This is a genomic window from Micromonospora pallida, from assembly GCF_900090325.1.
Classification (GTDB): domain Bacteria; phylum Actinomycetota; class Actinomycetes; order Mycobacteriales; family Micromonosporaceae; genus Micromonospora; species Micromonospora pallida.
In genome coordinates, this window is the sequence record NZ_FMHW01000002.1 from 6,710,226 (window position 1) to 6,734,588 (window position 24,363).

21 protein-coding genes are annotated in these 24,363 nt (G+C 71.7%); 11 read left to right on the forward strand and 10 right to left on the reverse strand.

What is annotated here, in order from left to right; genetic code table 11:
• Nucleotides 1-36: 36 nt before the first annotated feature.
• Nucleotides 37-1,362: an ABC transporter substrate-binding protein gene (locus GA0074692_RS28630; protein ID WP_091649919.1), complete on the reverse strand. Its 1,326-nt coding sequence runs from the start codon at nucleotides 1,360-1,362 to the stop codon at nucleotides 37-39.
• Nucleotides 1,363-1,418: 56 nt separating this feature from the next.
• Nucleotides 1,419-2,930 (reverse strand): arabinosylfuranosidase ArfA, encoded by a 1,512-nt coding sequence (arfA, locus tag GA0074692_RS28635; RefSeq protein WP_091649922.1) that lies wholly within the window; start codon nucleotides 2,928-2,930, stop codon nucleotides 1,419-1,421.
• A gap of 161 nt (nucleotides 2,931-3,091) precedes the next feature.
• On the opposite strand from arfA, the gene GA0074692_RS28640 reads away from it, so the two are divergent.
• The 3 genes from GA0074692_RS28640 to GA0074692_RS28650 all read left to right on the forward strand — a co-directional run bounded on the left by GA0074692_RS28640 (nucleotide 3,092) and on the right by GA0074692_RS28650 (nucleotide 6,153).
• Nucleotides 3,092-4,099 carry a LacI family DNA-binding transcriptional regulator gene (locus tag GA0074692_RS28640; protein ID WP_091649924.1) on the forward strand — a complete coding sequence of 336 codons (1,008 nt, stop codon included), beginning with the start codon at nucleotides 3,092-3,094 and terminating at the stop codon, nucleotides 4,097-4,099.
• 159 nt (nucleotides 4,100-4,258) lie between these two features.
• Complete coding sequence (locus GA0074692_RS28645) at nucleotides 4,259-4,708, forward strand: hypothetical protein (RefSeq protein ID WP_091649929.1); 450 nt, start codon at nucleotides 4,259-4,261, stop codon at nucleotides 4,706-4,708.
• On the forward strand, nucleotides 4,705-6,153 hold the full coding sequence (locus tag GA0074692_RS28650) for a hypothetical protein (RefSeq protein ID WP_091649932.1): 1,449 nt from the start codon (nucleotides 4,705-4,707) through the stop codon (nucleotides 6,151-6,153). Before GA0074692_RS28645 ends, GA0074692_RS28650 begins: the two co-directional genes overlap by 4 nt.
• 42 nt (nucleotides 6,154-6,195) lie before the next feature.
• Here the strand turns inward: GA0074692_RS28650 and GA0074692_RS28655 are convergent, their stop codons facing one another.
• From GA0074692_RS28655 to GA0074692_RS28665, 3 genes are all read right to left on the reverse strand, one after another.
• A complete protein-coding gene (locus GA0074692_RS28655) occupies nucleotides 6,196-6,921 on the reverse strand; it encodes a methyltransferase domain-containing protein (RefSeq protein ID WP_091649935.1) in 726 nt (241 codons plus the stop codon).
• A gap of 96 nt (nucleotides 6,922-7,017) precedes the next feature.
• A complete protein-coding gene (locus GA0074692_RS28660; RefSeq protein ID WP_091649937.1) occupies nucleotides 7,018-7,338 on the reverse strand; it encodes a hypothetical protein in 321 nt (106 codons plus the stop codon).
• Between the two features lie 38 nt (nucleotides 7,339-7,376).
• Nucleotides 7,377-9,014, reverse strand: a complete 1,638-nt coding sequence (locus GA0074692_RS28665; RefSeq protein ID WP_091649941.1) for an ABC-F family ATP-binding cassette domain-containing protein — start codon at nucleotides 9,012-9,014, stop codon at nucleotides 7,377-7,379.
• 63 nt (nucleotides 9,015-9,077) lie between these two features.
• Between GA0074692_RS28665 and GA0074692_RS28670 the strand changes: the two genes are divergently transcribed.
• The 3 genes from GA0074692_RS28670 (at nucleotide 9,078) to GA0074692_RS28680 (ending at nucleotide 10,743) form a co-directional block, all read left to right on the forward strand.
• A complete protein-coding gene (locus tag GA0074692_RS28670; RefSeq protein WP_091649944.1) occupies nucleotides 9,078-9,857 on the forward strand; it encodes an ROK family protein in 780 nt (259 codons plus the stop codon).
• An 88-nt stretch (nucleotides 9,858-9,945) separates the two neighbouring features.
• Nucleotides 9,946-10,314 (forward strand): tetratricopeptide repeat protein, encoded by a 369-nt coding sequence (locus GA0074692_RS28675; RefSeq protein ID WP_091654239.1) that lies wholly within the window; start codon nucleotides 9,946-9,948, stop codon nucleotides 10,312-10,314.
• Nucleotides 10,315-10,488: 174 nt separating this feature from the next.
• Entirely contained in the window at nucleotides 10,489-10,743 is a 255-nt protein-coding gene (locus GA0074692_RS28680) for a Smr/MutS family protein (protein ID WP_091649947.1), read from the forward strand.
• A gap of 83 nt (nucleotides 10,744-10,826) precedes the next feature.
• On the opposite strand, the gene GA0074692_RS28685 is transcribed toward GA0074692_RS28680, so the two are convergent.
• From GA0074692_RS28685 to GA0074692_RS28705, 5 genes are all read right to left on the reverse strand, one after another.
• Complete coding sequence (locus GA0074692_RS28685; RefSeq protein ID WP_141725433.1) at nucleotides 10,827-12,974, reverse strand: tetratricopeptide repeat protein; 2,148 nt, start codon at nucleotides 12,972-12,974, stop codon at nucleotides 10,827-10,829.
• Nucleotides 12,975-13,141: 167 nt separating this feature from the next.
• Nucleotides 13,142-13,441, reverse strand: a complete 300-nt coding sequence (locus tag GA0074692_RS28690) for a hypothetical protein (protein ID WP_091654241.1) — start codon at nucleotides 13,439-13,441, stop codon at nucleotides 13,142-13,144.
• Nucleotides 13,442-13,515: 74 nt separating this feature from the next.
• Nucleotides 13,516-14,613: a hypothetical protein gene (locus GA0074692_RS28695; RefSeq protein WP_091649954.1), complete on the reverse strand. Its 1,098-nt coding sequence runs from the start codon at nucleotides 14,611-14,613 to the stop codon at nucleotides 13,516-13,518.
• A 461-nt stretch (nucleotides 14,614-15,074) separates the two neighbouring features.
• On the reverse strand, nucleotides 15,075-15,779 hold the full coding sequence (locus GA0074692_RS28700; protein WP_091649957.1) for a DUF4386 domain-containing protein: 705 nt from the start codon (nucleotides 15,777-15,779) through the stop codon (nucleotides 15,075-15,077).
• Between the two features lie 371 nt (nucleotides 15,780-16,150).
• On the reverse strand, nucleotides 16,151-18,538 hold the full coding sequence (locus GA0074692_RS28705) for a M28 family peptidase (RefSeq protein ID WP_091649961.1): 2,388 nt from the start codon (nucleotides 18,536-18,538) through the stop codon (nucleotides 16,151-16,153).
• A 287-nt stretch (nucleotides 18,539-18,825) separates the two neighbouring features.
• Here GA0074692_RS28705 and GA0074692_RS28710 point away from each other — a divergent pair, with 287 nt between their 5' ends.
• The 5 genes from GA0074692_RS28710 (at nucleotide 18,826) to GA0074692_RS28730 (ending at nucleotide 24,328) form a co-directional block, all read left to right on the forward strand.
• A complete protein-coding gene (locus GA0074692_RS28710) occupies nucleotides 18,826-20,082 on the forward strand; it encodes a PP2C family protein-serine/threonine phosphatase (protein ID WP_245730499.1) in 1,257 nt (418 codons plus the stop codon).
• Nucleotides 20,079-21,911, forward strand: coding sequence for a sensor histidine kinase (locus tag GA0074692_RS28715; RefSeq protein ID WP_245730500.1), 1,833 nt, complete (start codon nucleotides 20,079-20,081; stop codon nucleotides 21,909-21,911). Before GA0074692_RS28710 ends, GA0074692_RS28715 begins: the two co-directional genes overlap by 4 nt.
• Nucleotides 21,908-22,360, forward strand: a complete 453-nt coding sequence (locus GA0074692_RS28720) for a response regulator (RefSeq protein WP_091649969.1) — start codon at nucleotides 21,908-21,910, stop codon at nucleotides 22,358-22,360. The genes GA0074692_RS28715 and GA0074692_RS28720 overlap by 4 nt, the downstream gene beginning before the upstream one ends.
• Entirely contained in the window at nucleotides 22,353-23,162 is an 810-nt protein-coding gene (locus GA0074692_RS28725; protein WP_091649975.1) for an inositol monophosphatase family protein, read from the forward strand. Before GA0074692_RS28720 ends, GA0074692_RS28725 begins: the two co-directional genes overlap by 8 nt.
• Nucleotides 23,163-23,314: 152 nt before the next feature.
• Nucleotides 23,315-24,328 (forward strand): coiled-coil domain-containing protein, encoded by a 1,014-nt coding sequence (locus GA0074692_RS28730; RefSeq protein ID WP_091649979.1) that lies wholly within the window; start codon nucleotides 23,315-23,317, stop codon nucleotides 24,326-24,328.
• The last annotated feature ends 35 nt before the right edge of the window (nucleotides 24,329-24,363 follow it).

Here is a 24,363-nt window from a genome sequence, read left to right on the forward strand (position 1 = left end):
GCCGCCCCGACCGTGCTGGTGCCGGCCACGACCGCCTCAGTTCCCGTACTTCTTGCGGTTGTCCGCGAGCTGCTTGTCGGCCTTGGCCACGCCGTCGTCCAGCGCCTGCTTCGGCGACTTCTTGCCGAGCGCCGCCTCGTTGAACGAGGAGTAGAAGGTGAGCAGCACCTCGCCGATGCCCGGCGCGGCCGGCGGGAAGGCCGCATACTCGAGTTCGGGGGCGAGCGCGTTCACCTCGGCGAGCGCCGCGAAGCCGGCGTCCTCGCGGACCGCCTTGCGGGCCGGCACCTGGCCGCCGGCGGCCCAGTCCAGCGAGTGCTGGCTCAGCCAGTTGATGAAGACCTTGGCCCCGGCCACCTTGTCCGCGTTGGCGCTGCGCTGCTTGACGATGGTGAAGTTGTGCGAGTTGGCCCAGGCCGCGGGCTTGCTGCCGATCTGTGGCAGCGGGGCCACCCCCCACTGCATGTCGGGGCTCTTCTTCAGGTCGTTGACCTGCCAGATGCCGTTCCAGTTGAAGGCGTTCTTGCCGGCCTTGAACGCCAGGTAGTCGGCGTCCTGGCCGACGTTGGCGGGGGAGTGGCCCTGCTTGATCATGTCGACCAGCCAGGTGCACGCCTCCACCGCCGGGTCGGAGTTGAAGGTGGCCTTCGCGGCGTCGGCGTCGAAGAGCGTGCCGCCCCACTGGTGCAGCAGCGAGTAGAAGGTCATGCCGCCGGTGAACTGGAACGGGCTGACCCAGAAGCCCTGGACGCCGGACTTCTTCAGTTCGGTCAGCGCGGCGGTGTAGTCGTCCCGGGTGGTTGGCGGCTTCTCCGGGTCGAGGCCCGCCTTCTGCATGACGGCCTTGTTGTAGTAGAAGCCGAGCGGGTGCATGTCCAGCGGGATGCCGTACCGCTTGTCGTTGTACAGGCCACCGGCCCAGACCGTCGGGGCGAAGTCGGCCTCGGTCAGCCCCAGCGCCGTCGCCACGTCGTCCAACTCGGTGATGACGCCCCGGGCGGCGAAGGTGGCGAGCTGGTCCATGTGCATGACCGCGATGTCCGGTCCGGCGCCGCTGCTGACCGCGCCGGGGAGCTTGCTGTAGTAGTCGTCCCACTGGTAGGTGGTGACCGCCACCGCGATGTTGCCGTGCTCGGCGTTGAACGTCTCGACCAGCTTCTTGAAGATGTCGCCGTCACCGCCGGTGAAGCCGTTCCACAGCTTCAGGTCGACCTTCGGGCCGGTGTACTCCTTGCCGCCGTTGCCGGAGGCGGTGCTGGGCTCCTCGTCGCCGCCGCAGCCCGCCAGGGCGAGCGTGGCCGCCGTGCCGAGCCCGACACCGAGGCCGAGCAGACGACGTCGGCTCATCTCGTTGCGCATCATGCTGTTGCCTCCCTGGACGGATGGACGGATGGGCGGAGGTGGGGTGGTGGAGCTGGTCAGGGGCGGGTGGCGAAACGCAGCAGGTTCCACGAGATAGCGGGCAGGCGCACCGCGCACCGGCCGCCGTCGACCGTGGGGGTGGTGGTCTCCCGGGGCGTGACCCGGTCGGGCTCGGCCTCGGTGTTGCTCGCCGTCGGGTCCTCCCCGGCGGCGAGGGTCAGGTGGGACTGACCGGAGGGTCGGGGCAGGCCGCGCAGGTCGAGGTCCAACGCGAGGTCCGTATCGCCCCGGTTGACCGCGAAGACGACCAGCTCGCCGCGCTCCTCGTCGTGCACCGCCACGGTGTCGAGCACCGGTACGTCCCCGTACCGGGCAGTGGGGTAGGTCGGGGAGACCGGCTCGGTACGCAGCACCGTGCCGCGGGCGTACCGGGCGGTGAGCGCGAACGGGTGGAAGATGCTCTGCCGCCAGGCCGGGCCGGCGGTGCGGGTCCGGATCGGGGCGATCACGTTCGCCAGTTGCGCCTGGCAGGCCACGCCGACCCGGTCGGCGTGCCGGAGCAGGGTGACCAGCAGGTCGCCGACGACCACCGCGTCGAGGGCGGTGAAGGTGTCCTCGATCAGCGCCGGGGCCTCCACCCAGCCGCGCCGGTCCAGGTCGGCCTGGAGGCGGGACTGGTACCAGACGTTCCACTCGTCGAAGGAGATCCTGAGCTTGCGCCGGTGGCGCTGCTTCGCCGCGACGTGGTCGGCGGTGGCGACCACCTCGCGGATGAAACTGTCCATGTCGACCGCCGAGGCCAGGATGCTGGCCTGGTCGCCGTCGGACGGGTCGTAGTAGGTGTGCGCGGAGATGTAGTCGACGTGCTCGTAGGTGTGCTCGAGCACGGTCGCCTCCCAGGAGGCGAAGGTGGGCATGCCCCGGTTGGAGCTGCCGCAGGCGACCAGGCTGATCGACGGGTCGACCAGCTTCATCGCGCGGGCGGTCTCGGCGGCCAGCCGGCCGTACTCGGCGGCGGTCTTGTGTCCGACCTGCCAGGGGCCGTCCAGCTCGTTGCCGAGGCACCAGAGCCGCACCCCGTACGGCTGCTCCGCGCCGTGCTTGCGGCGCAGGTCGGACAGCGCCGTCCCGCTCGGGTGGTTGGTGTACTCCAGCAGGTCGCAGGCCTCCTGGACGCCCCGGGTGCCGAGGTTGACCGCCATCATCGGTTCCACCTGGGCCCGGGCCGCCCAGGTCATGAACTCGTGGAGGCCGAAGGCGTTGGTCTCGATCGTCTTCCAGGCCAGGTCGAGCCGGCGTGGCCGGTCGCCGACCGGGCCGACGCCGTCCTCCCAGCGGTAGCCGGAGACGAAGTTGCCGCCGGGGTAGCGGACCACCGAGACGCCCAGTTCGCGGGTGAGCCCCAGGACGTCGGTACGGAACCCGTCGGCGTCGGCCTCGGGGTGACCGGGCTCGAAGACACCCCCGTAGACGCAGCGTCCCATGTGCTCGACGAACGACCCGAAGAGTCGGCGGTCGGCCGCGCCGATCGCGAAGGCGGGATCGACCGTCACCTGAGCGGTACGCAAGAGGGGGCCACCTTTCCTCGTTGCCTGACTTCCACGCCGGACTACGGCTAGTGACCGTGGTCACTCTCCTGTGCGCCTTTCTACAACGTTGTAGTCAACGTTGTAAAGAGCAGGTGGCGCGGTAGAGTGCCCCCGCAGAACGGGGTCGGGAGGTTGGCGCGGTGCGGCACAGGCTCAAGGACGTGGCCGAGAAGGCCGGCGTGTCCGTGAAGACCGTATCGAACGTCGTCAACGGATACCAGCATGTCCGGCCGACCACCCGGGCGCGGGTCGAGCAGGCGATCGCGGAGCTGAACTACCGGCCGAACCTCTCCGCCCGCAACCTGCGCAAGGGGCGTACCGGGGTGATCGCCCTCGCCGTGCCGGAGCTGGACATTCCCTACTTCGCCGAGTTGGCCCGGCACGTCGTGGTGGCCGCCGCCGAGCAGGGCTGGACGGTGCTGATCGACCAGACCGGCGGCAGTCGCGAGCAGGAACGGGTGGCCGCCAGCGGCATCGGCGACCACCTCATCGACGGGCTGATCTTCAGTCCGCTCGCGCTCACCGCCGAGGACCTCGCCGGTCTGGACGGCACCCCGATGGTGCTGCTCGGGGAGCGGGTCGACCACGGACCGGCCGACCACGTGATGGTCGACAACGTGGCCGCCGCCCGAGAGATCACCGCCCACCTGGCCGGACTCGGCCGGCACCGGATCGCCGCGATCGGCTCGCAGCGCACCGAGGAGGGGGCCACCGCGCGGTTGCGGCTCGCTGGCTACCGCGCCGCCCTCGCCGATGCCGGTATCGGCTACGACGAGCGGCTGGTCGCCCCCGCGTCGGTCTGGCACCGCGCCGACGGCGCCGCCGCCATGCGTGACCTGCTCGCCGCCGGGGTACGCCCCGACGCCGTCTTCTGCTTCAACGACACCCTCGCCCTGGGCGCGCTGCGTGCCCTGCACGAGCACGCCCTGCGGGTGCCCGAGGACGTCGCGGTCGCCGGCTTCGACGACATCGAGGACGGCCGGTTCTCCATCCCCACCCTGAGCACCGTCGCCCCGGACAAGGAGCGCATCGGCCGGCTCGCGGTGGAGTTGCTGGCCGGCCGGATCGCGGGTGACCGGGACGCCCCGCCCCGTACGCTCACCGCTCCGTACCGGCTCGAACTCCGGGAGAGCACCCTCGGCCGCTGACCGCCCCGGCGTCCTGCCACCTGGCCGACCCGACCATGTGTCCACATGGGACAGTGCTGGGTGGCGGCGGCGCGACACCGATCGGAGGATGGGCGCGGTGTCCCCGGTCGCCATGATGTACGGGCGCGTCGCGCGCCGTCACGAGACCTGGGGGCGACATTGAGTACCGATTCGAGCTGGGGCGACTACCTGTCCACCGACACGTCTCTCCCGGACGTCGGCGTCGCCGCGTACGACCCGGTGACCGTCGACGCGGCGACCGTCGAGCCGGTGCTTCCGGAGCCGGTGCTGGACGTCGTCGAGACCGAGGTCGCCGGGGCCGTGGCCGACCAGGACTGGTCCGACTGGCACGCGGCCAGCGGCGACCAGTGGGCCGACTCGGCGCAGGACTGGGTCGACTACGCCAACGAGAACCTGGCCGCCGGCAACTACGAGGTCGCCGACAGTGCCTTCGCGCACGCCGCCAATCACGCCGACATCGCCGACGGCAACTACGACGTGTCCCTGGACTACTCCACCCAGGCGGCCACCCACCTCGACACCGCCGTGGCGGAGGTCGCCCCGTACGACACGTACGGCGCCGGTACGAGCTTCGACCTCGCGGAATGAGCTGGACTGCCGGGCCGGACCCCGGCGCGCGGCCGGACCCGGCCGTGCTCGCCGCCGAGGCGGGCCGACTGGTGGCCGGCGCGGAACGCCGGATCGCCATACCGCCGAGCGTGGCCCGGCAACACCTGCTCCGCGTCGTCCGGGATCTCTCCTTCGAGCTACGCACCGAGCAGCTCAGCCTGCTCGAGGCGGTACGCGGCTCGACGCTGGGCGGGGTCACCCTGTCCGCCGCCCGGGTGCCGGTGGTGCTGCGGATCGGCCTGGAAGCCGACGACACCGGCAGCCGGGTCACCGTCGTGCTCGCCGACCGCTGGTCCGGCAGGATGGGCCGGAACTGGGGCCTGACCTCCGTCTACGTGCAGCTCTTCGAGTCCGTCCTCGGGGCGGTCGACGGAGTGCTCGGCCGCCTCGATCCGGCCGGTGCCGCCGCCTTCCCTGGCTGGTGGCGACAGACCGGGCCCGGTGACGTGGCGATCATGCAGAACGCGGCGAGCCTCGCCAACCGGGCCGGCGCCGTGCTCTCCCGGCAGGCGTCCCGCCTGCTCGACGGGGACTCCCCGACCCAGCGGCGGGCGGCGGTCAGCCGGGCCGGTACCGAGACGTTCGCCTTCGAGACGCCGCAGGCCGTCGCGGAGGTGCCGGCGGAGCTGGCCGACGGCATGCTGATGGTCGGCGCGCTGATCGCCAGCCGCCCCGGCGACATGCCGCCGAACCTGGTGGCCCAGGTCCAGTCGCTGGTGTTCCGGGTCGAGGAACACCTCGCCTCGGCCGCCGCCCCGGGGGCGGTCCCGGTCGCCCGGTTCGCCGTCGAACCGGCGGACGTGCCGGTGGTTACCTTCCTGCACCAGCAGGCCCGGCTCCGGAGCATGCTGCCGGTACGGAACCTGCGCACCTGCACCACCTGCCGGCTGGAGAAGGTGACCAACCCCGATCTGGAACGGATGCAGGAGCGGACCCGGCGTACCCGGGAACTGGCCACCGGCCTCAGCGCGGTGGTCACCCCGTACGTGCTGGCGGGCCGGCTGGCGCAGCTCAACGGTAAGGGGCCGAGCTTCGCCTGCCCACGCTGCCAGGGCATGGACGCCGACGAGACGGTGGTGACGTACTGCCAGCGGTGCGGCGACCGGCGGGCCGAGACGGCCCTGCGCACCTGCGCGAAGTGCCGGTTCGACTTCCGTGGCCTGCTCGCCGGTGAGCAACTCTGGCAACCCCGCCGGACGGCCCCGCCCAGCCCGAACCCGCCCCCGGCCGTCCTGCCACCGTCCCCGACCGATCCGCCGCTTCCGGCCGCGGCTCCCGTCCCAGCCCTCGCCGGCCCACCGCCATTGCCCACCCCGCCGCTGCCGCTGCCCGTTCCACCGGCCGTGCCGGCGCCGGCGGTGACGCGGCCGGTGGACCCGGAGGCGGAACAGTGGCCCCGCCCACCGGGCTATCAGCCCGCCTAGAGCGGTCTGGTGGTGACGGGCCAGCGGGACAGCGGCACCGGGTCAGTCGAAGAAGCGGGCCAGGTGGGACGGTTCCGGTCCCGGGGCGTCGGCGTCGAGCGGCGTCAGGTCGGCGAAGATCGACGCCCCGTCGCAGCCGGCGTGCAGCGGGTACCAGCGCGGTGTGCCGGGTGGGCGTTGCCCGCAGACCCCCTTGATCGTCTGTACGTCGAGCAGCCGTACGTGGGTCGGGTCGGCGACCGCGTTCACGTGCCGCCACCAGGGACTCATCACGTGCAGGACACCGCCGGGCCGGAGCACCCGGTGGCACTCGTCCACCAGCGGCAGGAAGTCGAGCAGGTGTTCGAGGATGTGCACCGCGAAGAGGACGTCGACCGAGTCGTCGGCAAGTGGCAGTGCCCCGGACAGGTCCGCCACCGCGTCCACGCCCGGGGCGGGAAAGATGTCCAGCCCGAGGTTGCCCGGGTACTGCTTGGTGCCACCACAGCCCAGGTCGACGACAACCGGCGCCCGGCCGGCGACGACGACCCGCGACCAGACCCCGAACACCCCGGCCAGCCGGCCGACCCGGTCGCGGACCAGCCGCAGGTCCGCCGCCGAGGGCACCTCACCGGTCAGGTGCGCCACCCCCCGGTCGAACCGTACGTCGACCGCCAGGTCGCGCAGCCGGTCGTCGTGCCGGGCCTGGTCCGTCCACGCCTGGGTGAGGAAGACGTCGATCGCCCTCAGCCGCTCGGCCGAGGGCGGTGCCTGCGCCAACGCGACCATGCGGGCCACCTCCCGCCGCCCGTTACCCGCATCCGCGCACGTCATGCACGCCTTGCAGAACGGTCCGGTGACGCCCGGTCAGCCGGTGCTACGGCGTCAGCCGGTGACGCTGCGTCGGCCGCCACGGCCGACTCCGCGTACCGCCCGCTGCCGGGGCGCGAGCTGCGCCTTCGGACGTTTGAGGTGGTAGCGGTGCAGTTCGTGGTTGCCGGGCAGCGACGGGTCCTCGCTCATCGCCACCAGCTCCCAGCCCTGGTCGCCGGCCCGGTTCAGGTGGGCCAGCGCGGTGTCGCCGTACGGCGTGACGTCGAGCATGGTGCCGTCCGGGCCGTACCAGTGGAAGGTGATCTCCCAACCGATGTCGTCGCTGGACGCCTGCCGGCGGCGCACCAGCAGCGCGTACTCCCACCTCAGCATGTATCGATTGTGACCTGCCGGTAGCCGGTCCGCACGGATCAGAGTTCGGCGATCCGTCCGCCGTTGACGTGCAGCCGCCGGTTGGTCTCGATCGCCGCCAGCATCCGTCGGTCGTGGGTGACCAGCAGCAGCGTGCCGGGGTAGCCCGCCAACGCCGACTCCAACTGCTCGATGGCGGGCAGGTCGAGGTGGTTGGTCGGCTCGTCCAGCACCAGCAGGTTCACCCCGCGCCCCTGCAACAACGCCAGCGCCGCCCGGGTCCGCTCACCGGGGGAGAGGGTCGCCGCCGGCCGCAACACGTGGTCGGCGCGCAGGCCGAACTTGGCCAGCAGGGTCCGCGCGTCGGCCGGCGACATCTCCGGTACGGCGGCCCGGAAGGCGTCCAACAGCGGCTCGTCGCCGACGAAGAGCCCCCGGGCCTGGTCGACCTCACCGACCACCACGCCCGGCCCGAGCGAGGCGTGCCCGGACTCCAGCGGCACCCGACCGAGCAGCGCCGCGAGCAGGGTCGACTTGCCCGACCCGTTCGCCCCGGTCACCGCCACCCGGTCGGCCCAGTCGATCTGAAGGGTCACCGGGCCGAGGGTGAAACTGCCTCGGCGTACCACTGCCTCGCGGAGCGCGGCCACGACGGCGCCGGCGCGCGGCGCGGCGGCGATCTCCATCCGCAGCTCCCACTCCTTGCGTGGCTCCTCGACCACGTCCAGCCGTTCGATCAACCGCTCGGTCTGCCGGGCCTTGGCCGCCTGCTTCTCGCTGGTCTGGCCCCGGAAGTGCTTGACGTTCTTGTCCGGGTCGGTGGCCTTGCGCCGGGCGTTCCGGACACCCTTCTCCATCCAGGCCCGCTGGGTCCGGGCCCGCTCCTCCAGCCCGGCGCGGGTGTCGGCGTACTCCTCGTACTCGGCGCGGGCGTGCCGGCGGGCCACCTCACGTTCCTCCAGGTACGCGGCGTAGCCACCGCCGAAGTGGTTGACCTGCTGCTGGTGCAGGTCCAGCTCCAGGATCCGGGTGACCGTGCGGGTCAGGAACTCGCGGTCGTGGCTGACCAGCACCGTGCCGGCCCGTAGCCCGGTGACGAACTCCTCCAGCTTCGCCAGCCCGGCCAGGTCGAGGTCGTTTGTCGGCTCGTCGAGCAGGAAGACGTCATACCGGCTGAGCAGCAGCGAGGCCAGCCCGGCGCGGGCCGCCTGCCCACCGGAGAGCCCGGTCATCGGGTGGTCCAGGCCGACACCGAGCCCCAGCTCGGCGGCCACCTGCTCGGCGCGTTCGGCCAGGTCCGCGCCGCCGAGGGCGAGCCAGCGCTCCAGCGCCTCGGCGTACGCGTCGTCCGCGCCGGCCGCCCCGGCGGTGAGCGCCTCGGTGGCGGCGTCCAGCGCGGCCTGCGCGGCCGTGACGCCCGTCCGGCGGGCCAGGAAGTCGCGGACCGACTCGCCGGGGCGACGTTCCGGCTCCTGCGGCAGGTGCCCGACGTTCGCGGTGGGCGGGCTCAGCGTGACGCCACCGGCCTCCACCGGGAGCAGCCCGGCGAGGGTACGCAGCAGCGTCGACTTGCCGGCGCCGTTCGGCCCGACCAGGCCGACCACGTCACCGGGGGCCACCACCAGGTCGAGCCCGGCGAAGAGAAGCCGGTCGCCGTGGCCGGCGGAGAGGTCCTTGACGATCATCGTGGCGCTCATCAGAAGCCGAAGCCTAGCCGTCCGGGCCACCGCGGGCCGAACGGATTAGGCAGACTGTCGGCCGTGGTGACCACGTTGGCGATCGACTGCGGTGGCGGCGGCATCAAGGCGACGGTGCTCGACGAGGCGGGGACGATGCGGGCCCGACCGATGCGGGTGCCCACCCCGTACCCGCTGCCGCCGAGCCTCTTCGTCAAGACGCTGCTGGACCTCGCCGGGCAGCTGCCGACCGCCGACCGGCTGACCGTGGGCATGCCCGGCATGCTCCGGCACGGAGTGGTGGTGGCCACCCCGCACTACGTCACCCGGTCCGGGCCCCGCTCCCGGGTCGACCCGGAACTGCTCGCCGAGTGGTCCGGGTACGACGTGCGTACCGCGCTCGCCGACGCCTTCGGGGTGCCGGCGCTGGTGCTGAACGACGCCGAGGTGCACGGTGCCGGTGTGGTCGCCGGCAGCGGCTGCGAGCTGGTGCTGACTCTCGGCACCGGGCTTGGCTGCGCCCTCTTCGACGGCGGGGTGCTCGCCCCGCACCTGGAACTGTCCCAGGCCCCGGTGCGCTGGGGGATGACCTACGACACCTACGTCGGCGAGCCGGAGCGCCGCCGGTTGGGCGACGGCTTCTGGTCCCGACGGGTTCGGCAGGTGGTGGACGGGCTGCGGCCGGTGTTCCGCTGGGACCGGATCTACCTGGGCGGCGGCAACTCCCGACTGATCCGGCCGGAGCAGCTCGCGCGGATGGGCGAGGACGTGGTGGTCGTTCCGAACACCGCCGCCCTGGTCGGTGGGGTCCGGGCCTGGCAGCTCACCCCGCCGGCTTCCGTCGACCGGCGTCCGGCCGGCTGACCGGGGACGGGAACACTAGCTTCCCACACGGTGTTTGTGTCAGCGTCGGAAGAAGAACCGGGCGGCACGACACGAGGGGGTGGGTTCGATGGACCTTCTGGAGGAGTACCGACGGGCGGCCATGTTCTTCGAGGCCGGAGACCCGACCGGAGCCGTACGACTGCTGGAGCCGATCGTGGCGGCCGAGCCGGGCAATGCCTCGGTGCGGCAGTTGCTGGCCCGCGCGTACTTCCAGACGGCGCAGCTCGGCCGGGCCGAGGAGCAGCTCCGGGTGCTGGTCGACCAGGACCCGAGCGACCACTACGCGCACCACGTGCTGGGCCGGACGCTGGAGCGGCTGAACCGACCGGCGGACGCGCTGCGGTACCTGCGCATCGCCGCCGCGATGAACTCGGCCAACGACGAGTACCGCAAGGCCCTGCAACGGGTCGAGACGCGGGTCGGCGGCACCCGCTGACGAACGGGGTCGGCGGCCTTCCGGTGCGGCTACCGGGAGGCCGCCGACCCCGTCAGGCGACCCCCGCCGACCTACCATTGCCGGCATGGGAGCCGAGCTGCCGGTCGGTGCCCGCACCGCAGTCACGCGGGGCATCCGGCCGGCGGGCGGCACGACACTCGACCGGGGCGTGGCATGAAACTGAAGCTGGACCTGCACGACATCTTCAACCGGGGCCACGACATCGACCGCGCCCTGCGCGGGATCATGGACGAGGCGGTGGCGAAGAAGGCCACCCTGGTCGAGATCATCCCGGGCAAGGGCTCCGGCCAGCTCAAGAAGCGGGTGCTGCGGTTCCTCGACCAGAAGGACGTCAAGCAGCTCTACCACCGGGTCGAGAAGGACTCCAAGAACTTCGGCCGCCTCTTCGTCCACTTCCGCTGGAAGTAGTCATTTGATCGACTACCTCCCCCCGCTAGATCAATGCCGGGTCACACAGCCCGCATTTCTGGGTTCCATGCCGCCGCTGATGCTTACCCTCGTCGCGACGCGACGGCAGCTTGTAGGCGGTTGTAGACGATCCGTGTTTGTGGGTGGTCGGTGCCCAGCACCCGCTGACAGCCGGTGAGGGTCTGCTTGAGCAGGAGAATCGCCCGCTCCAGGCTTCCGGCTGACCAGTAGGCGCCGGCAAGGTTGTTCACCGAGAGCAGCGTATCCGGGTGGTTGTCGCCAAGCACCTTCCGCCGGTCGGTGAGAACCTGTTCGTACAACGGGATCGCCCGTTTCAAATTTCCGGCCGACTTGTAGGCGTAGGCAAGGTTGTTCGCAAAGATCAAGGTCTCTGGGTGCCTGGGGCCGAATAACCGTCGACCGTCGGTGAGGACCTGCTTGAGTAGCGAGATCGCCTGCGGAAGGTTTCCAACCAGATGGTAGGTGTTGGCGAGGCCATTCCGGAAGGTCAGCATCTGCGGGTGGTCGGTGTCGAGCGTCCGCTGACCGGCGGCGATGGCCTGGTCGTACAGCGAGATCGCCTGCTTCAGGTCCCCGGCCGCCTGGTAGGCGCCGGCAAGGTTGTTCACCGAGCCCAACGTGTCTGGGTGGTCGTCGCCGAGTGTCCGCCGACATTCGGTGATGACTTGTTTGTACAGCGGGATCGCCCGTTTCAGGTTCCCGACCGCTTGGTAGGCGCCGGCAAGGTTGTTCATCGAGGACAGTGTCTCGGGGGCGTCGTCGCCGAGTGTCCGCCGACATTCGGTGATGACTTGTTTGTACAGCGGGATCGCCCGTTTCAGGTCTCCGACCGCTTGGTAGGCGGTGGCGAGGTTGTTCATCGAGGACAGTGTCTCGGGGGCGTCGTCGCCGAGTGTCCGCCGATAGTCGGTGAGGGCCTGCCCGAAATAGGCGATGGCCTGGGACAGGTTTCCCTGGCCCTCAAGGAACATCCCGGCCGAGTTGAGTAGACACGCCTGTGCTGCGCGGTCGGCGTCGGTGGCATGCGGCCTGGTGTGGGTGACCAGGGCGTCGATGTGGTGTGTCAGGGCGTGCCATGTCGGCCAGGTGGTGGGGGCACGCCAGTCGTCGGGTAGTGCGGCGATCAAGCCAATGGCGGCCGCGACTCGGGCGGTGGTGATGTCGTCGGGTTGGCGGTGTGTGTTGTCGGGGTCTGGGGTGCGGGCGACGGCTTGGACGAGTCGGTGCACGGTCACGGCTTGGGTGGTGGGGTCGATGGTGAGCATGTTGTAGGCGGCCAGTCGGCCGATCGCCCGCACCACCGCCGGCTCCACGTCGCCGAGACGGTGCCACAGGCTGCGGGGGATGGCTTCCGGTGCGTACCAGGCCAGGGTCCGTAGCAGGTGGCCGGGTAGGGGGTCGTCGGCGAGGGCGTCGAGGGTGACCTGCCAGACCCGGGCGACCGTTCGTTCGGCGGCGCGGCCTTCTTCACCGTCGCGGTACATCTGGGCGGGATACTCGGCGAGAAGCCGGAGGTAGTCGGCGGCGGTGACACCGGTTTGGGCCAGGTAGGCGCCAGCCTGTTCCACTGCCAGCGGCAGGCAGCCCAGCTCGGTACACACGGCGGCGGCGTCGACGGGGTCGATGACGGCGCCGGAGCGAGACACGATTCCGGTCAGTAGGTCGACTGCCTGGTGTGGTTCGAGGACATCCAGGCGTAGCGGGGTCACGATGTCGGGCCAGCCGGTGGCGCGGCGGCTGGTCACCAGTATTCGACCTCGGGGTAGCCGGGCCAACAGGCCGGTGATGTGGCCGGGATCGGTGACGTTGTCGAGGATGAGCAGCCAACCGTCGTGGTAGGCCAGCCACTGCACGGCCCACTCCCGCAAGGTTGGTGCCGGCATCGCCGCGCCGAGACTCGGCCGCAGCGCGGCGGCCAGGGCGGCCAGTCCGGCGTCGAGGGCGGCGGGACTGTCGGCGGTGATCCACCAGATCGGCCGGTGGCCGTCGCGATGCGTGTGCGCCCACTGGGCCACCAGGGTGCTCTTGCCGATACCGCCAAGCCCGTGGACGGCCTGCACGACCACCACACCAGGATCCTCAACCGCCGTATCCAGCCGGCCCAGCGCGTCCTCGCGACCCACGAACAGCCGCAGCCGCATCGGCAGGTTGACCAGCCCGGCCGGTGCCGGCACCGCCTCCGGCGCGACCAGCGCCTCTGCGGGTAACACCGTGATGTGCTGGGTGTTGGTCGCATGGTCACCCGTGGAGGCGATACCAGGGATGCTGCCAGCTGTGATCGCGCCCGCCCCGCCCAGCGCGGCGGAATCACTCGCGGGTGCTGGCGCCGCGGGATCAGTGTGCGCGGGCACCGACCGTCCGCGTCGAGACCATCGGCTCACCGCTGCTGGGTGTTCGTCGTGTTGTCGCCGGTCGAGGCGATCCCCGTGAGGTCACCACCCACGGCGACAGATCTTGGCCCGGACGGTGGTGTCACCGCGTCCGCACCACCCGAGTCCGATGCGCGAACTCCCGACGGGGCCAGCGCAACCGCGCTGACGGCGACCGCCAGGCTGGCGACCCCGGCCAGCCAACTGGCCACCTCCACCCCCTGGAGACCGAACAGCACCGCCGCCGCCACCAACCCACCAGCGACCGTCACACCAACCCCGATGATCAGCCACCGTCCCGAACGCACCACCACATGATCGGCCGCCGCCGCCACTACAGCCCACCCCGACAGGTCGAAGGGCCGAGGCCGGGAGCCGGGCGTCACCGCCACACGGTCGCGTGGTTTCCGCCCGGGGTGTTCGTCCATCCGGCCAGCAGCCCCCGGTTGTTGATGACCATCACGGCGGCCGCCGGATCACCGGTGACCGTACGGCCGTTGCGCCACACCAGGGCGTACCGCGGGTCGCCGGTGGTGGTGCCGGCGACCCAGCCGCGTTCGTTGATGTCGCTCAGGTACCCGGCGAAGTCGGTGCGGACGCCACGGTGCCAGCGGAACGAGCCGAGCACTCCGTTGGCCGAGTTCGTCCACCCGGTCACCTGACCACGGTCGTTGACCGCCACAGCGCCGCTCTCGCCAGACGGCGTGCCCAGGTCGATCATCCGGCCGTCCTGCCAGAGGAAGGCGTGCTGGATGCCGTCGGCCGTGGTGCTCGTCCCGACGATCTGTCCGCGTTCGTTGATGTCGGTCGGCACCGACTCGCTTCCGCCCAGGGTGCCCAGGTCGGTCAGCGTGCCCCGCTGCCAGAGGAAGGCCCGCCGTCCAGCCTCCGTGTAGTGGACGCCGATCACCTGGCTGGAGTTGTTGATGCCGACGGCGGAGCGGTCACCGATGCCGCCGAGATCGATCAGGACGCCGCGCCGCCAGAGGAAGGCCCGGGTCTCGCCGCCACGGATGTACGTCTGGTTGTCACCGACCACCTCACCCTTGTCGTTCACCGCGAGCGCGGTGCCCGTACCGCGTTCGTCGAGCGTGCCGAGGTCGTGCGGCTGGCCCTGCCGCCACAGGCACGGACGCGCCGGATGGAGGTCGGACTGGCAGAAGCCGACGACCTCGCCGCGCTCGTTGATGTCGCGCGCGAGACTGCCGGTCCCACCGGGCAGGGGACGCAGCGGTGTGTGCCTCCCGGCCCGCCAGATGTAGCCGAGCGGCGGCTGGATCTCGAAGTCGACCATCTTGGTCGCGGTGATGATCACCTCACCGCGCTCGTTGACGTCGGACGCCGAACTCGACATCCAGCCTGCCGGGTGGATGTCCCGGGCGACCAGGTCCCCCGGTCCGGCGGCCCAGGCCGGGGTCGCTGTCAGCAGTGGCATGGTGAGCAGCAGCGCACAGGTGATCCGGCCGATCCGTCGCGTCATCAGACAAGCCTGGTGCGTCCGCAGGCCGGTGCATGCGCACAGTCGCCTATCCGACTGGCCGCGCTTGGCGGATGACGAAACTCGGCGGCTACGCAGCTGGGAGCTGCCGTCAGGGTAGATCCTCGGGCGTCACCTTCACCTTCTCGAGGAGGTCTCTGGCGAGAAGGTAGAGCACCGAGAAGAACTGCGTACAGGTTGCCCATGAGAATCAGGAAGGCCGTACCCAAGTGATCCTGGCTGGCCAAGACCAGGGCAGGAAGACCGGCGAACAGGAGTATTGGCAGCAGGAAAAGCCACAAGGGGTACCGCAGGAATCGCCGAAGGATGGAAACAGAAGATTTGGACACGGGGGCATTAGAACCTGCGGGCGCGCGGCCGGCCAGTCGTCGGGTGGGCGATCGTTGCTACTGGCCTCGCCGCGTGGCAGCCGGGCCGTGGAGGCCCGGCCGCGTCCTCGACGGTCAGACGGCGGAGTCCTGGACGGGCCGGGCACTGGCGGCGACCATTCCTGCGGTGATCGGGGAGGGCCGGAAGCCTTTGACGATCAGGTAGACGCCCAACGAGAACTCCCACACGGCGATGGGGATGGCCGCGATCGCCGCCACCGGCGACAGTCGGTCCCAGAGGCCGAACAGTATGCCGGCGTCGGAAACGACGAGCAGGGGCGCTCCGACGAGTCCGAGCACCGGAAGAACCCGCGGCACGAGGCGTGACTGGTACAGCAGGGAACCCAGCAACAGGGCGTTCACGGCCGGAATGAAGCCCTGGCTGAGAAGGAAGATCGAGTCATAGAAGGCGACCAGCGCCTGGCCGGTGACCAGCGCATCTGCTCCGGCTCCGGCCTGCCGCAGGGCCACGACCGTCAGGAGGCTCCCGACGCCGACGAAGATGCTGGCGGCTTCGAGAACCCGGGCGCTGACGAAGCCCAGCGCTCGGGTTTCGCCCTGCCGCTTGACCACCGGGTACAGCACGACGGCGGTGCCGATGCAGGCGAGGGCAACGATCACCTCAAGGACGCCACCGATGACGACCGGGGTTTCCGGCGTGGTGCCGACGATGTAGTCCGGATCCCGCACCGGCTCGTACAGGGCGAGGGTGGGAATCGAGGCAAAGGTGAGCACGTAGAACCCGCCCGCGACCAGCGCGGTCCTCCTCAGTGGGTCCATCGGAGCTCCTTTCCCGTTCAATCGACGACGGTCATGCCGTTACCTTCCTGCGGATCGGTGCGATGGCGAATCGGCCGCTCGGGCAATTCTCGCGGGCGCAATATGCGGCATCTCGGGGTCTCCGAGCAGGATGATCACCCAAGATGCCGCATATTCAGTGGATCATTCGCGCACATTGGGCGGGGATGGAAGTCGGGCAGGCCGTCGCTGGCGTCCATGGCGCGCCTACGCGTAGCCATGCCAGCGTCAAGAGCATCTGCCGCCATTCCGGCCCACCGCTCCCGTTGATCAAGAAGTTGGCGTCAGGCCAAGGCCGGAACGGTGACACCAACTTCTTGATCAACCGGGCGAGGCGCGGCGTGTGGGGTGGGTCAGAACGAATAGGTCTGGGCTACGGCCAGCATTTCGGAGGTGTGGGAGCCGACTACGCCGACGTCGGGCGGGCGGGGGCGGAAGCCGGGTAGGGCGTCCAGGCCGTCGCTGGCGTCCATGGCGCGTAGCGCGACCCGCTCCGCCTTGGGCGTGACGGTCAGGGTGATCTCGATGCCCTCGGGCGGCGGGGCGTGGAAGACGAGGCCGAAGTCCCAGCGCTGCTCGCCGGTGATCCGGTCGAAGTGAACCGGGCGACCGCCGACGACCATCGACTGCACGGTTGCCGTGGTGGCGTCCACGTGCAGGGTGAGCAGGCGTACCTGCCGTTGGGGCAGGATCCGCAGCCGCAGTTCGCGCTGACCGGCGGTGCGGGTGTCGGCGAGCACCTCGAGCTTTGGGGCGGGCAGGTCGGCGCGGGGCGCCGGGCCGGTGCGCAGTTCCGTGTCGCCGAGGCCGGGGAACTCGTCGTCGACGCGTTCCACCCCGTCGACGTACCCGTCGGTCCAGGGCTGTGGGTCGATTTCGTGGCTGAGCCAGCGGGCCTGCCCGGTGCCCGCGTCCAGGGCGTACATCAGGTGGGTCGGGATCGGGTGCGCGGCGTCGAAGCGGTCGACGGTCAGGCCCACGGCGGCGAAGACCAGTGCGGCGAGCGTCGCGGCGAGCGCCGGGAGCACGCCGCGGCGGCGGGCTCGGGCGGCGGCCAGGCCGCGTTCGCCGCCGGCCTGCGGGTGCAGCAGGTCGACCACGGGCAGCGCGGCGAGCCCGAGCAGCGTCGCGAAGAGCGCGGCCACCGCACCCATCCCCATGCCGAGCGCCGGGAAGAGCAGTACCACCGTGGGAAGCAGGATCAGCACCGCGACGGCCGCCGCGCCGGTCACCGCGACCACCGGCCCGGGGCCGTCGATCCGGGTGGCCAGGGCGACCAGGCCGGCGACCGCGCACGCCAGGGCGGGCAGGGTCGCCAGGTACGACCCACCGGGCGCGACCACGGCGAGCCCCACCCCGAACAGGGCGAGCCAGCCCAGCCCGCCGACCGCCAGCGCGGCCGGGCCGACCGCGCGGCGGGTCAGCGCGTACCAGCCGAAGAGGACGGCGGCGGCGAGCGCCACCACCGCCAGCCGATACCACCCCGGCCGGTACGGGTCGAGCAGCTCGGCGTAGCCGGGGCGGACGGCGAGCACGGCCGCCCAGAGCAGCCAGGCGGCGAGCGGGGCGACGACGAGCGGCACCAGCGCCAGCCCGAAGGCGCCGGCGAGCCGGGGCAGGCTGGTCCGGCCGCGTCGACGGGCCGCCCAGCCGAGTACGGCGACCGCCAGCAGCGCGGCCAGGGCCAGCGGCCAGGTCAGCCAGCCGGGGTAGCGGACCAGCCCACCGGGCACCGGGAAGTAGGTGGCGTCGTGCGCGGCGGTCAGCGTGTCCAGGTCGGTCCGGCCGAATTCGCGGGCCAACGCGAGCGCGTTGTCGCCGTGGTGCTGGAGGCTGCGCCGGTCCATCGCCGCCGGGGTGTCCAGCGGGGTGTGGTAGATCGCCCCGCCGTCCAGGTACGCCGAGTTCAGTCCGGCGAAGTCCTCGTCGAGGAAGGCGGTGAAGTCGGTGTCGTTGGGCAGCAGCCGGTAGACCTCCACGGCGAACGAGGTGCCCACCGGGTGTGGTGCGGCCCGACCGAAGGCATCCACCAGGGCGGCGTTGCGGCGGGAGGTCTCGAACATGATCACCGGACCGGTCCGGCCGCGCGCCTCCAGGTTGAGCACCACCCCGCCGTCGGCGGCGAGCGGGTGCTCGGCGGCGAACGCGGCGGCCCCGCAGAGGCACGCCTCCTCGGCGTCGGTCAGTACGAACACGATGTCGTTGCGGGGGCGGGGGCCGCTGGTCAACGCCCGGGCCGTCTCCAGGATCGCGGAGGTGCCAGCAGCGTCGTCGTTGCCGCCCGGCCCGGACTGCACCGAGTCGTAGTGCGCCACCAGGAAGACCCGACCGGTCGAATCGGTGCCGGGGAGCCGGGCCACCACGTTGCGGACGCGGGCGAGCGTGGTGCCCCCGGCGGAGCCGCTGAGCTGGCCGGCCTCCGGCGCGACGGTGTCCTGCACCGACGTCTCCAGGCCCAGCCCGCGCAGGGTCCGCTCCAGGTGGTCGCGGACCCGGTCGTTGGCCGGGCTGCCGGCGGCGTGGGTCTCGGCGGCCACGACCTTCACGTGCTCGTACGCCCGGGTGGCGCTGAACTCGGTGGCCGGGGCGTCGGCCGGGGCCGGGGTGGGCGTACGCAGGTCGAGCAGGGTGCCGGCGGCGACCGCGACGAGTGCGGCGAGCGCGGCCACGGCGGCGGTCGGTCGGCGGCGCGGCCGGGCCAGCGCCCGGTCGGCGGCGGGGGTGGCAGGGGGTGCGCCCACTGGGGTCTCCTCGCGGGGGGTGGGGCCGGGGTGGGCATCATCCTCTCCCGCCCGCGCCCCCGGCGGGGGGCCGTGACGGGCGGTCCGTGGGAGCGCGTCCGGCCCGCGTGCGCGCTGGTGAGGGACCCGGCGGCAGCGGATCGTTTTGTCCGCTGATGCGTAGTGACGGACCCCATCCTCGCCGGTGCCGAGGCCGTCGTGTTGTGTGCGACCGTTGTCTAATACAGGATCAGCAGGGCACTCGGAAGGAGCCCGACATCAGTAGTGATCTTCCGCGTCTCGCGGCGGTGACCCGGTCCGGGCCGGGTGCTGGGCTGACCGGCTCCACCGTCGCGCCGCCGGCGTATCCGCACGGCGGTCTCGGGCGACACCCGACCCTGCCGCCGGGTGAGCGGTTGCGGGTCCTGCTGGTCGAGGACGACGAGGGGGACGCCTTCCTCGTCGGCGAACTGCTCGCCGAGACCAACTCGATGATCGACCTGCTGGTCGCCACGAGCCTCAGCGAGGCCCGGCAGCAGGTGGTCGGGGTCGACTGTGTCCTGCTGGACCTCGGCCTGCCCGACGCGCAGGGGCTGGACGGCCTGCGGCAGGTCCTCGACATGGCCGGCGGGGCCGCGGTCTGCGTGCTCACCGGCCGCTCGGACGAGCACCTGGGCATCGTCGCGGTCGCCGAGGGCGCGCAGGACTACCTGGTCAAGGGCACGGTCGACGGCGTCCTGCTGGCCCGCGCGCTGCGCTACGCCGTCGAGCGGAAGCGGGCCGACGAGAACGCCCGCCGGCTCCGCGAGGTGGAGCTGCGGCAGGCCGAGTCGGCCCGTCTGGAGCGGGGTCTGCTGCCCACCCCGCTGCTGATGGAGCGCGACCGGATCGGGGTGCACACCTTCTACCGGCCGGGCCGGCACGCCGCCCTGATCGGCGGCGACTTCTACGACGTGGTGCAGACCCGACCGGGTCGGATCGACCTGATCGTCGGCGACGTCTGCGGACACGGGGTGGACGAGGCCGCGCTCGGCGTGGAACTACGGGTCGCCTGGCGTGCCCTGATCCTCGCCGGGGTGCCCGACGACGAGGTGTTGCCGGCACTCGAACAGGTGTTGATGAGCGAACGGCGGCTCCAGGAGATCTTCACGACGGTGGCCACCACCCGCCTGGACCTGGACGCCAACCGGGCCACCGTACGGCTGGCGGGACACCCGCCACCGCTGCTGATCGCCGGGGGTAGGGTCGCCCCGGTGCCCGCCCCGGGCGGGCTGCTCCTCGGCGTACGACCCCGCCGGCCCGTCGCCTTCGACCTGGAGTTCTCCACCGATGACTGGTCCCTGCTGATGTACACCGACGGGCTGATCGAGGGGCGCGTGGGTGACGGCGAGGAGCGGCTCGACGTGCCGGGGCTGAGTGCCCTGGTCGGTGACCCGGCGAGTCGGACGGTGCCCCTGCCCGAGCTGCCGGGCTGGCTGGTCGGCCGGGCCGAGGAGATCAACGGTGGTCCGCTCGCCGACGACGTGGCGATGCTGCTGGTCACCCGGGGTGGTGGTGGTCGGTGACGGTCACCCAGGGCTGGACGCTGCGCCAGCGGGTGGTCACCCTGCTGGCCGTGGTCGGTGTGTTGCTGATCGGGCTGGCCGGCGCCGAGGCGACGGTGGCGGCCCGCAACCGGACGCACACCGACACGCTGCTGACCACGACCGCCCCGCTGCGTGTGCAGGTGCAGGAACTACTCAACGCGCTGCTCGACCAGGAGACCGCGGTCCGCGGGTACGCGGTCAGCGGCGACCGGCAGGACCTCGTGCCGTACGACAGCGGTGTCCGGCTGGAGCAGGAGCGGACCGAGTCGATGGGCCGGCTCGCCGAAGACTTCCCCGGTATCCGGCGGGACCTGGACGCCGTCCGGGCGCAGGCCGAGCAGTGGCGGCGGACGGTGGCCGTACCGGTGATCGCGGCGGTGGAGCAGGAGGGCACCGCCGCCGCCCAGGCGCTGATCACCGATCAGACCCGGCAGCAGTTCGACCAGCTACGCGCCTCCGTCGCCCGACTGGACGCCGAGATCACCGCCGAGCGGGAGGCCGGGGCCCGGAACATCCAGCGGACCGGCAACCAGTTGGTCGTCCTGCTCATCATCGCGGCACTGGTGGTGGTCGTGGCCGGCACGGTTCTGCTGGTCTCGCTGGAGCGGATGGTCGTCCGGCCGCTGACCGGCCTGGCCGACCAGGTGCGGGAGGTGGCGGAGGGCGACTACCAGCACCACATCAGCGGGAGCGGGCCACCGGAGTTCCGCCAGCTCGCCGACGACGTCGACGCGATGCGACGCAAGATCGCCAGGGACCTGGCCGAGGTCCGCGAGGCCCGGGAACGGATCGAGTGGGTCAACGACCAACTCCAGAAGCAGGCCGAGGAGCTGGTCCGCTCCAACCGTGACCTGGAGCAGTTCGCCTACGTCGCCTCGCACGACCTCCAGGAGCCGCTGCGTAAGGTGGCGAGCTTCTGCCAACTCCTCCAGCGGCGCTACGCCGGTCAGCTCGACGAGCGGGCCGACCAGTACATCGCCTTCGCGGTGGACGGCGCCCAGCGGATGCAGCGCCTGATCAACGACCTGCTCGCCTTCTCCCGGATCGGCCGGCTCACCACCGGGTTCACCGAGGTCGACCTGAACAAGGTGATGGGGGACGTGGCGGGTCAGACCGAGGCCGCCCGGCAGTACGCCGACGCCGAGCTGACCTGGTCGGAGCTGCCCACCATCCGGGGTGAGGAGCCTCTGCTGACCAACCTGCTGGCCAACCTGGTCAGCAACTCGGTGAAGTTCCGCCGGCCGGACGTGCCGCCGAAGGTGCACGTCTCGGCGCGGCTGTGCGACGACGAGTGGGAGATCACCTGCCGGGACAACGGCATCGGGATCGAGCCGGAGTTCGCCGACAAGATCTTCGTGATCTTCCAGCGGCTGCACTCCAAGGACGCCTACCCGGGTACCGGCATCGGCCTGGCGATCGTCAAGAAGATCGCCGAGTACCACGGGGGTCGGGTCTGGGTCGACACCGACACCGACACCGAGGAGGGCACCGCCATCCGGTTCACCCTCCCGGCGCTGCCCGCGGACATCGAGGCCGCGCGGACAGCGGCCGACGCCGGGGGCAGCGAGACCGCCGCAGACGGCGACGCGACCGGGGACGGCGAGCCCGCCGGGGGCAGCGGCGCGGCCGGGGGCGATCGGTCCGACGGAAGCGCCGACGCGGCGGGCGGCGCGGACCGCGTCCGGGCCGCCGAGACTGACGGCACGGCAACGACCGGGCCGACCGCTGACCCCGCCGGGAACGCTGCCGACCAGCGGGACCCGGCGGCGGGCGACACAACGGGTGGTACGAAGGAGACAGTGCGATGACCGCTCCGGCGGACGGCAAGAGCCCGATCGAGGTACTGCTCGTCGAGGACGACCCGGGTGACGTGTTGATGACCCAGGAGGCGTTCGAGGAGCACAAGCTCCGCAACCGGCTGACCGTCGTCTCCGACGGCGCCGAGGCGCTCGCCTACCTGCGGCGTGAGGGCCAGTACGCCGACGCGGTGGCGCCCGACCTGATCCTGCTCGACCTGAACCTGCCCCGGCGGGACGGCCGGGAGGTGCTGGAGGAGATCAAGAAGGACGAGAACCTCTGCCGGATCCCGGTGGTCGTGCTCACCACCTCCCAGGCCGACGAGGACATCCTGCGCAGCTACCAGTTGCACGCCAACGCGTACGTGACGAAGCCGGTCGACTTCGAGCGGTTCATCTCGGTGGTCCGGCAGATCGACGAGTTCTTCGTCAGCGTGGTCAAGTTGCCGCCGCGTGGCTGACACCCTGCTCGACGACGTCGGCGCTCTCGTCCGCGAGGCCGCCGACCAGGTCGTCGTGCCGCTGTTCCGGCGTCTCGGCGAACACGAGGTCACCGAGAAGGCCCCGGGCGAGGTGGTCACCGTCGCCGACCGCCGCGCCGAGGAGCTGATCTCCGAGGGGCTGCTCCGGCTGCGTCCCGACTCGGTGGTGGTCGGCGAGGAGGCGGTCGCCGCCGATCCCGCCCTCCTTGACCACCTACGCGGTACCGGTGACGTCTGGCTGGTCGACCCGGTCGACGGCACCGCCAACTTCGCCGCCGGGCGGCGGCCGTTCGCCCTGATGGTGGCCCTGCTGACCGACGGCGAGCCGACCGCGTCCTGGATCCTCGACCCGCTGGCCGACACGCTGGCGGTGGCCCGGGCCGGCGCGGGCGTACGCCTGGACGGCCGGCCGGTCGATCTGGCCGGTCGGGTGCCGCCGGTCGGTGAGCTGCGCGGCGCGACGACGAGCCGCTACCTGCCGGCGCACATCCGCTCCCGGGTGACCGACGGCGGCGGGCGGATCGGTGAACTCCTCCCCAGCCAGCACTGCGCCGGCCGGGAGTACCTCGACGTGCTCGCCGGCACCCAGCACTTCGCCATCTTCTGGCGGACGTTCCCCTGGGACCACGTGCCCGGTGCGTTGCTGGTCCGGGAGGCCGGCGGGGTGGTCCGCCGGTTCGACGGCACCGACTACCATCCGGCGGCCGACGACCACGGGCTGCTGGTCGCCGCGAACGAACAGGTCTGGGACGAGGTGCACGCCGCACTACTCGCCGCCTGAGGCGGGCCACCCGGTCGTCCACGCCCCGCCCGTCGGTGGATCTTCCGGCGGATCCCGGTCCGGTATTGTGACCGACGGTCCACGCCGGACGCACCCAGGGCCGGGAGCCCCGCGCCCACGACGGTCCGGCTGACGAGAGGACATCGACTTTCGTGCGTAGGACGGCTCTCCGCCAGTGGTCTGGCCTCCGGCCACTGGTCGCGCTGCTCGCCGTGGTGGCACTCGTGCTGGGCGGGCCCGTCCCGGCCCACGCCGAGCCGGCCGAGGGCGGCACCAAGAAGTTGCGGGACGCGTTGGAGGCCAGCGCCAAGGGGCACATCGAGGCCACCGCCAAGCTGGAGAACTCCAAGAAGCGGCAGGTCCTGCTGACCGCCGAGCTGAAGAAGATCGAGTCTCGGCTGGTCGGGCTGACCGCGCAGGCGGCCGAGGTGGCCGTCGAGTCGTACAAGCAGGGGCGGCTGACCGCCACCGGGCTGCTGTTGCAGAGCAGCGACCCGGAGGCGTTCCTCAAGCGGGCCGCCGAGCTGGAGGTGATGGCCCAGCGGGACGGCCGGCGGCTGCGGGCGCTGGCCGAGGAACGCAGCCGGGCCAACACCGCCAAGCTGGCCCTCGACGCCGAGGTCCGCGAGCAGGTCAAGCAGGTCAACCAGCTGGCCAAGCGGAAGCGGGAGGCCGAGCGGGCGCTCGCCGCGGTCAGCTCCGGCGCGAGCGGCGGCTTCGGCAGCGGCGGGTCCGCCACCGCCAAGCCGGCCCCGCGTAACCCGGACGGCTCCTGGCCGCCGGAGTCCTGCTCGGTGAACGATCCGACCACCTCCGGCTGCATCACCGCCCGCACCCTCAACGCGCTCCAGCAGGCCCAGTCGGCCGGCTACCGGCGACATGTCTCCTGCTACCGCAGCGGCGGGTCCGGCGAGCATCCCAAGGGGCGGGCCTGCGACTTCTCGGCCGCCACCAACGGCTTCAAGGACGAGACGGCGACCGGCGGCGACAAGGACTACGGTGACCGGCTGGCCGCCTGGTACGTGCGCAACGCCAGTCGCCTCGGGGTGCTCTACGTGATCTGGTACCGGCAGATCTGGCATCCGGGCACCGGCTGGCGGGCGTACGGCGGGAGCGGCAGCCCGGCCGCCGACCACACGAACCACGTTCACCTCTCCATGTACTGACCGCCGCTACCAGGAACGCTGCGTACCATCGCAGC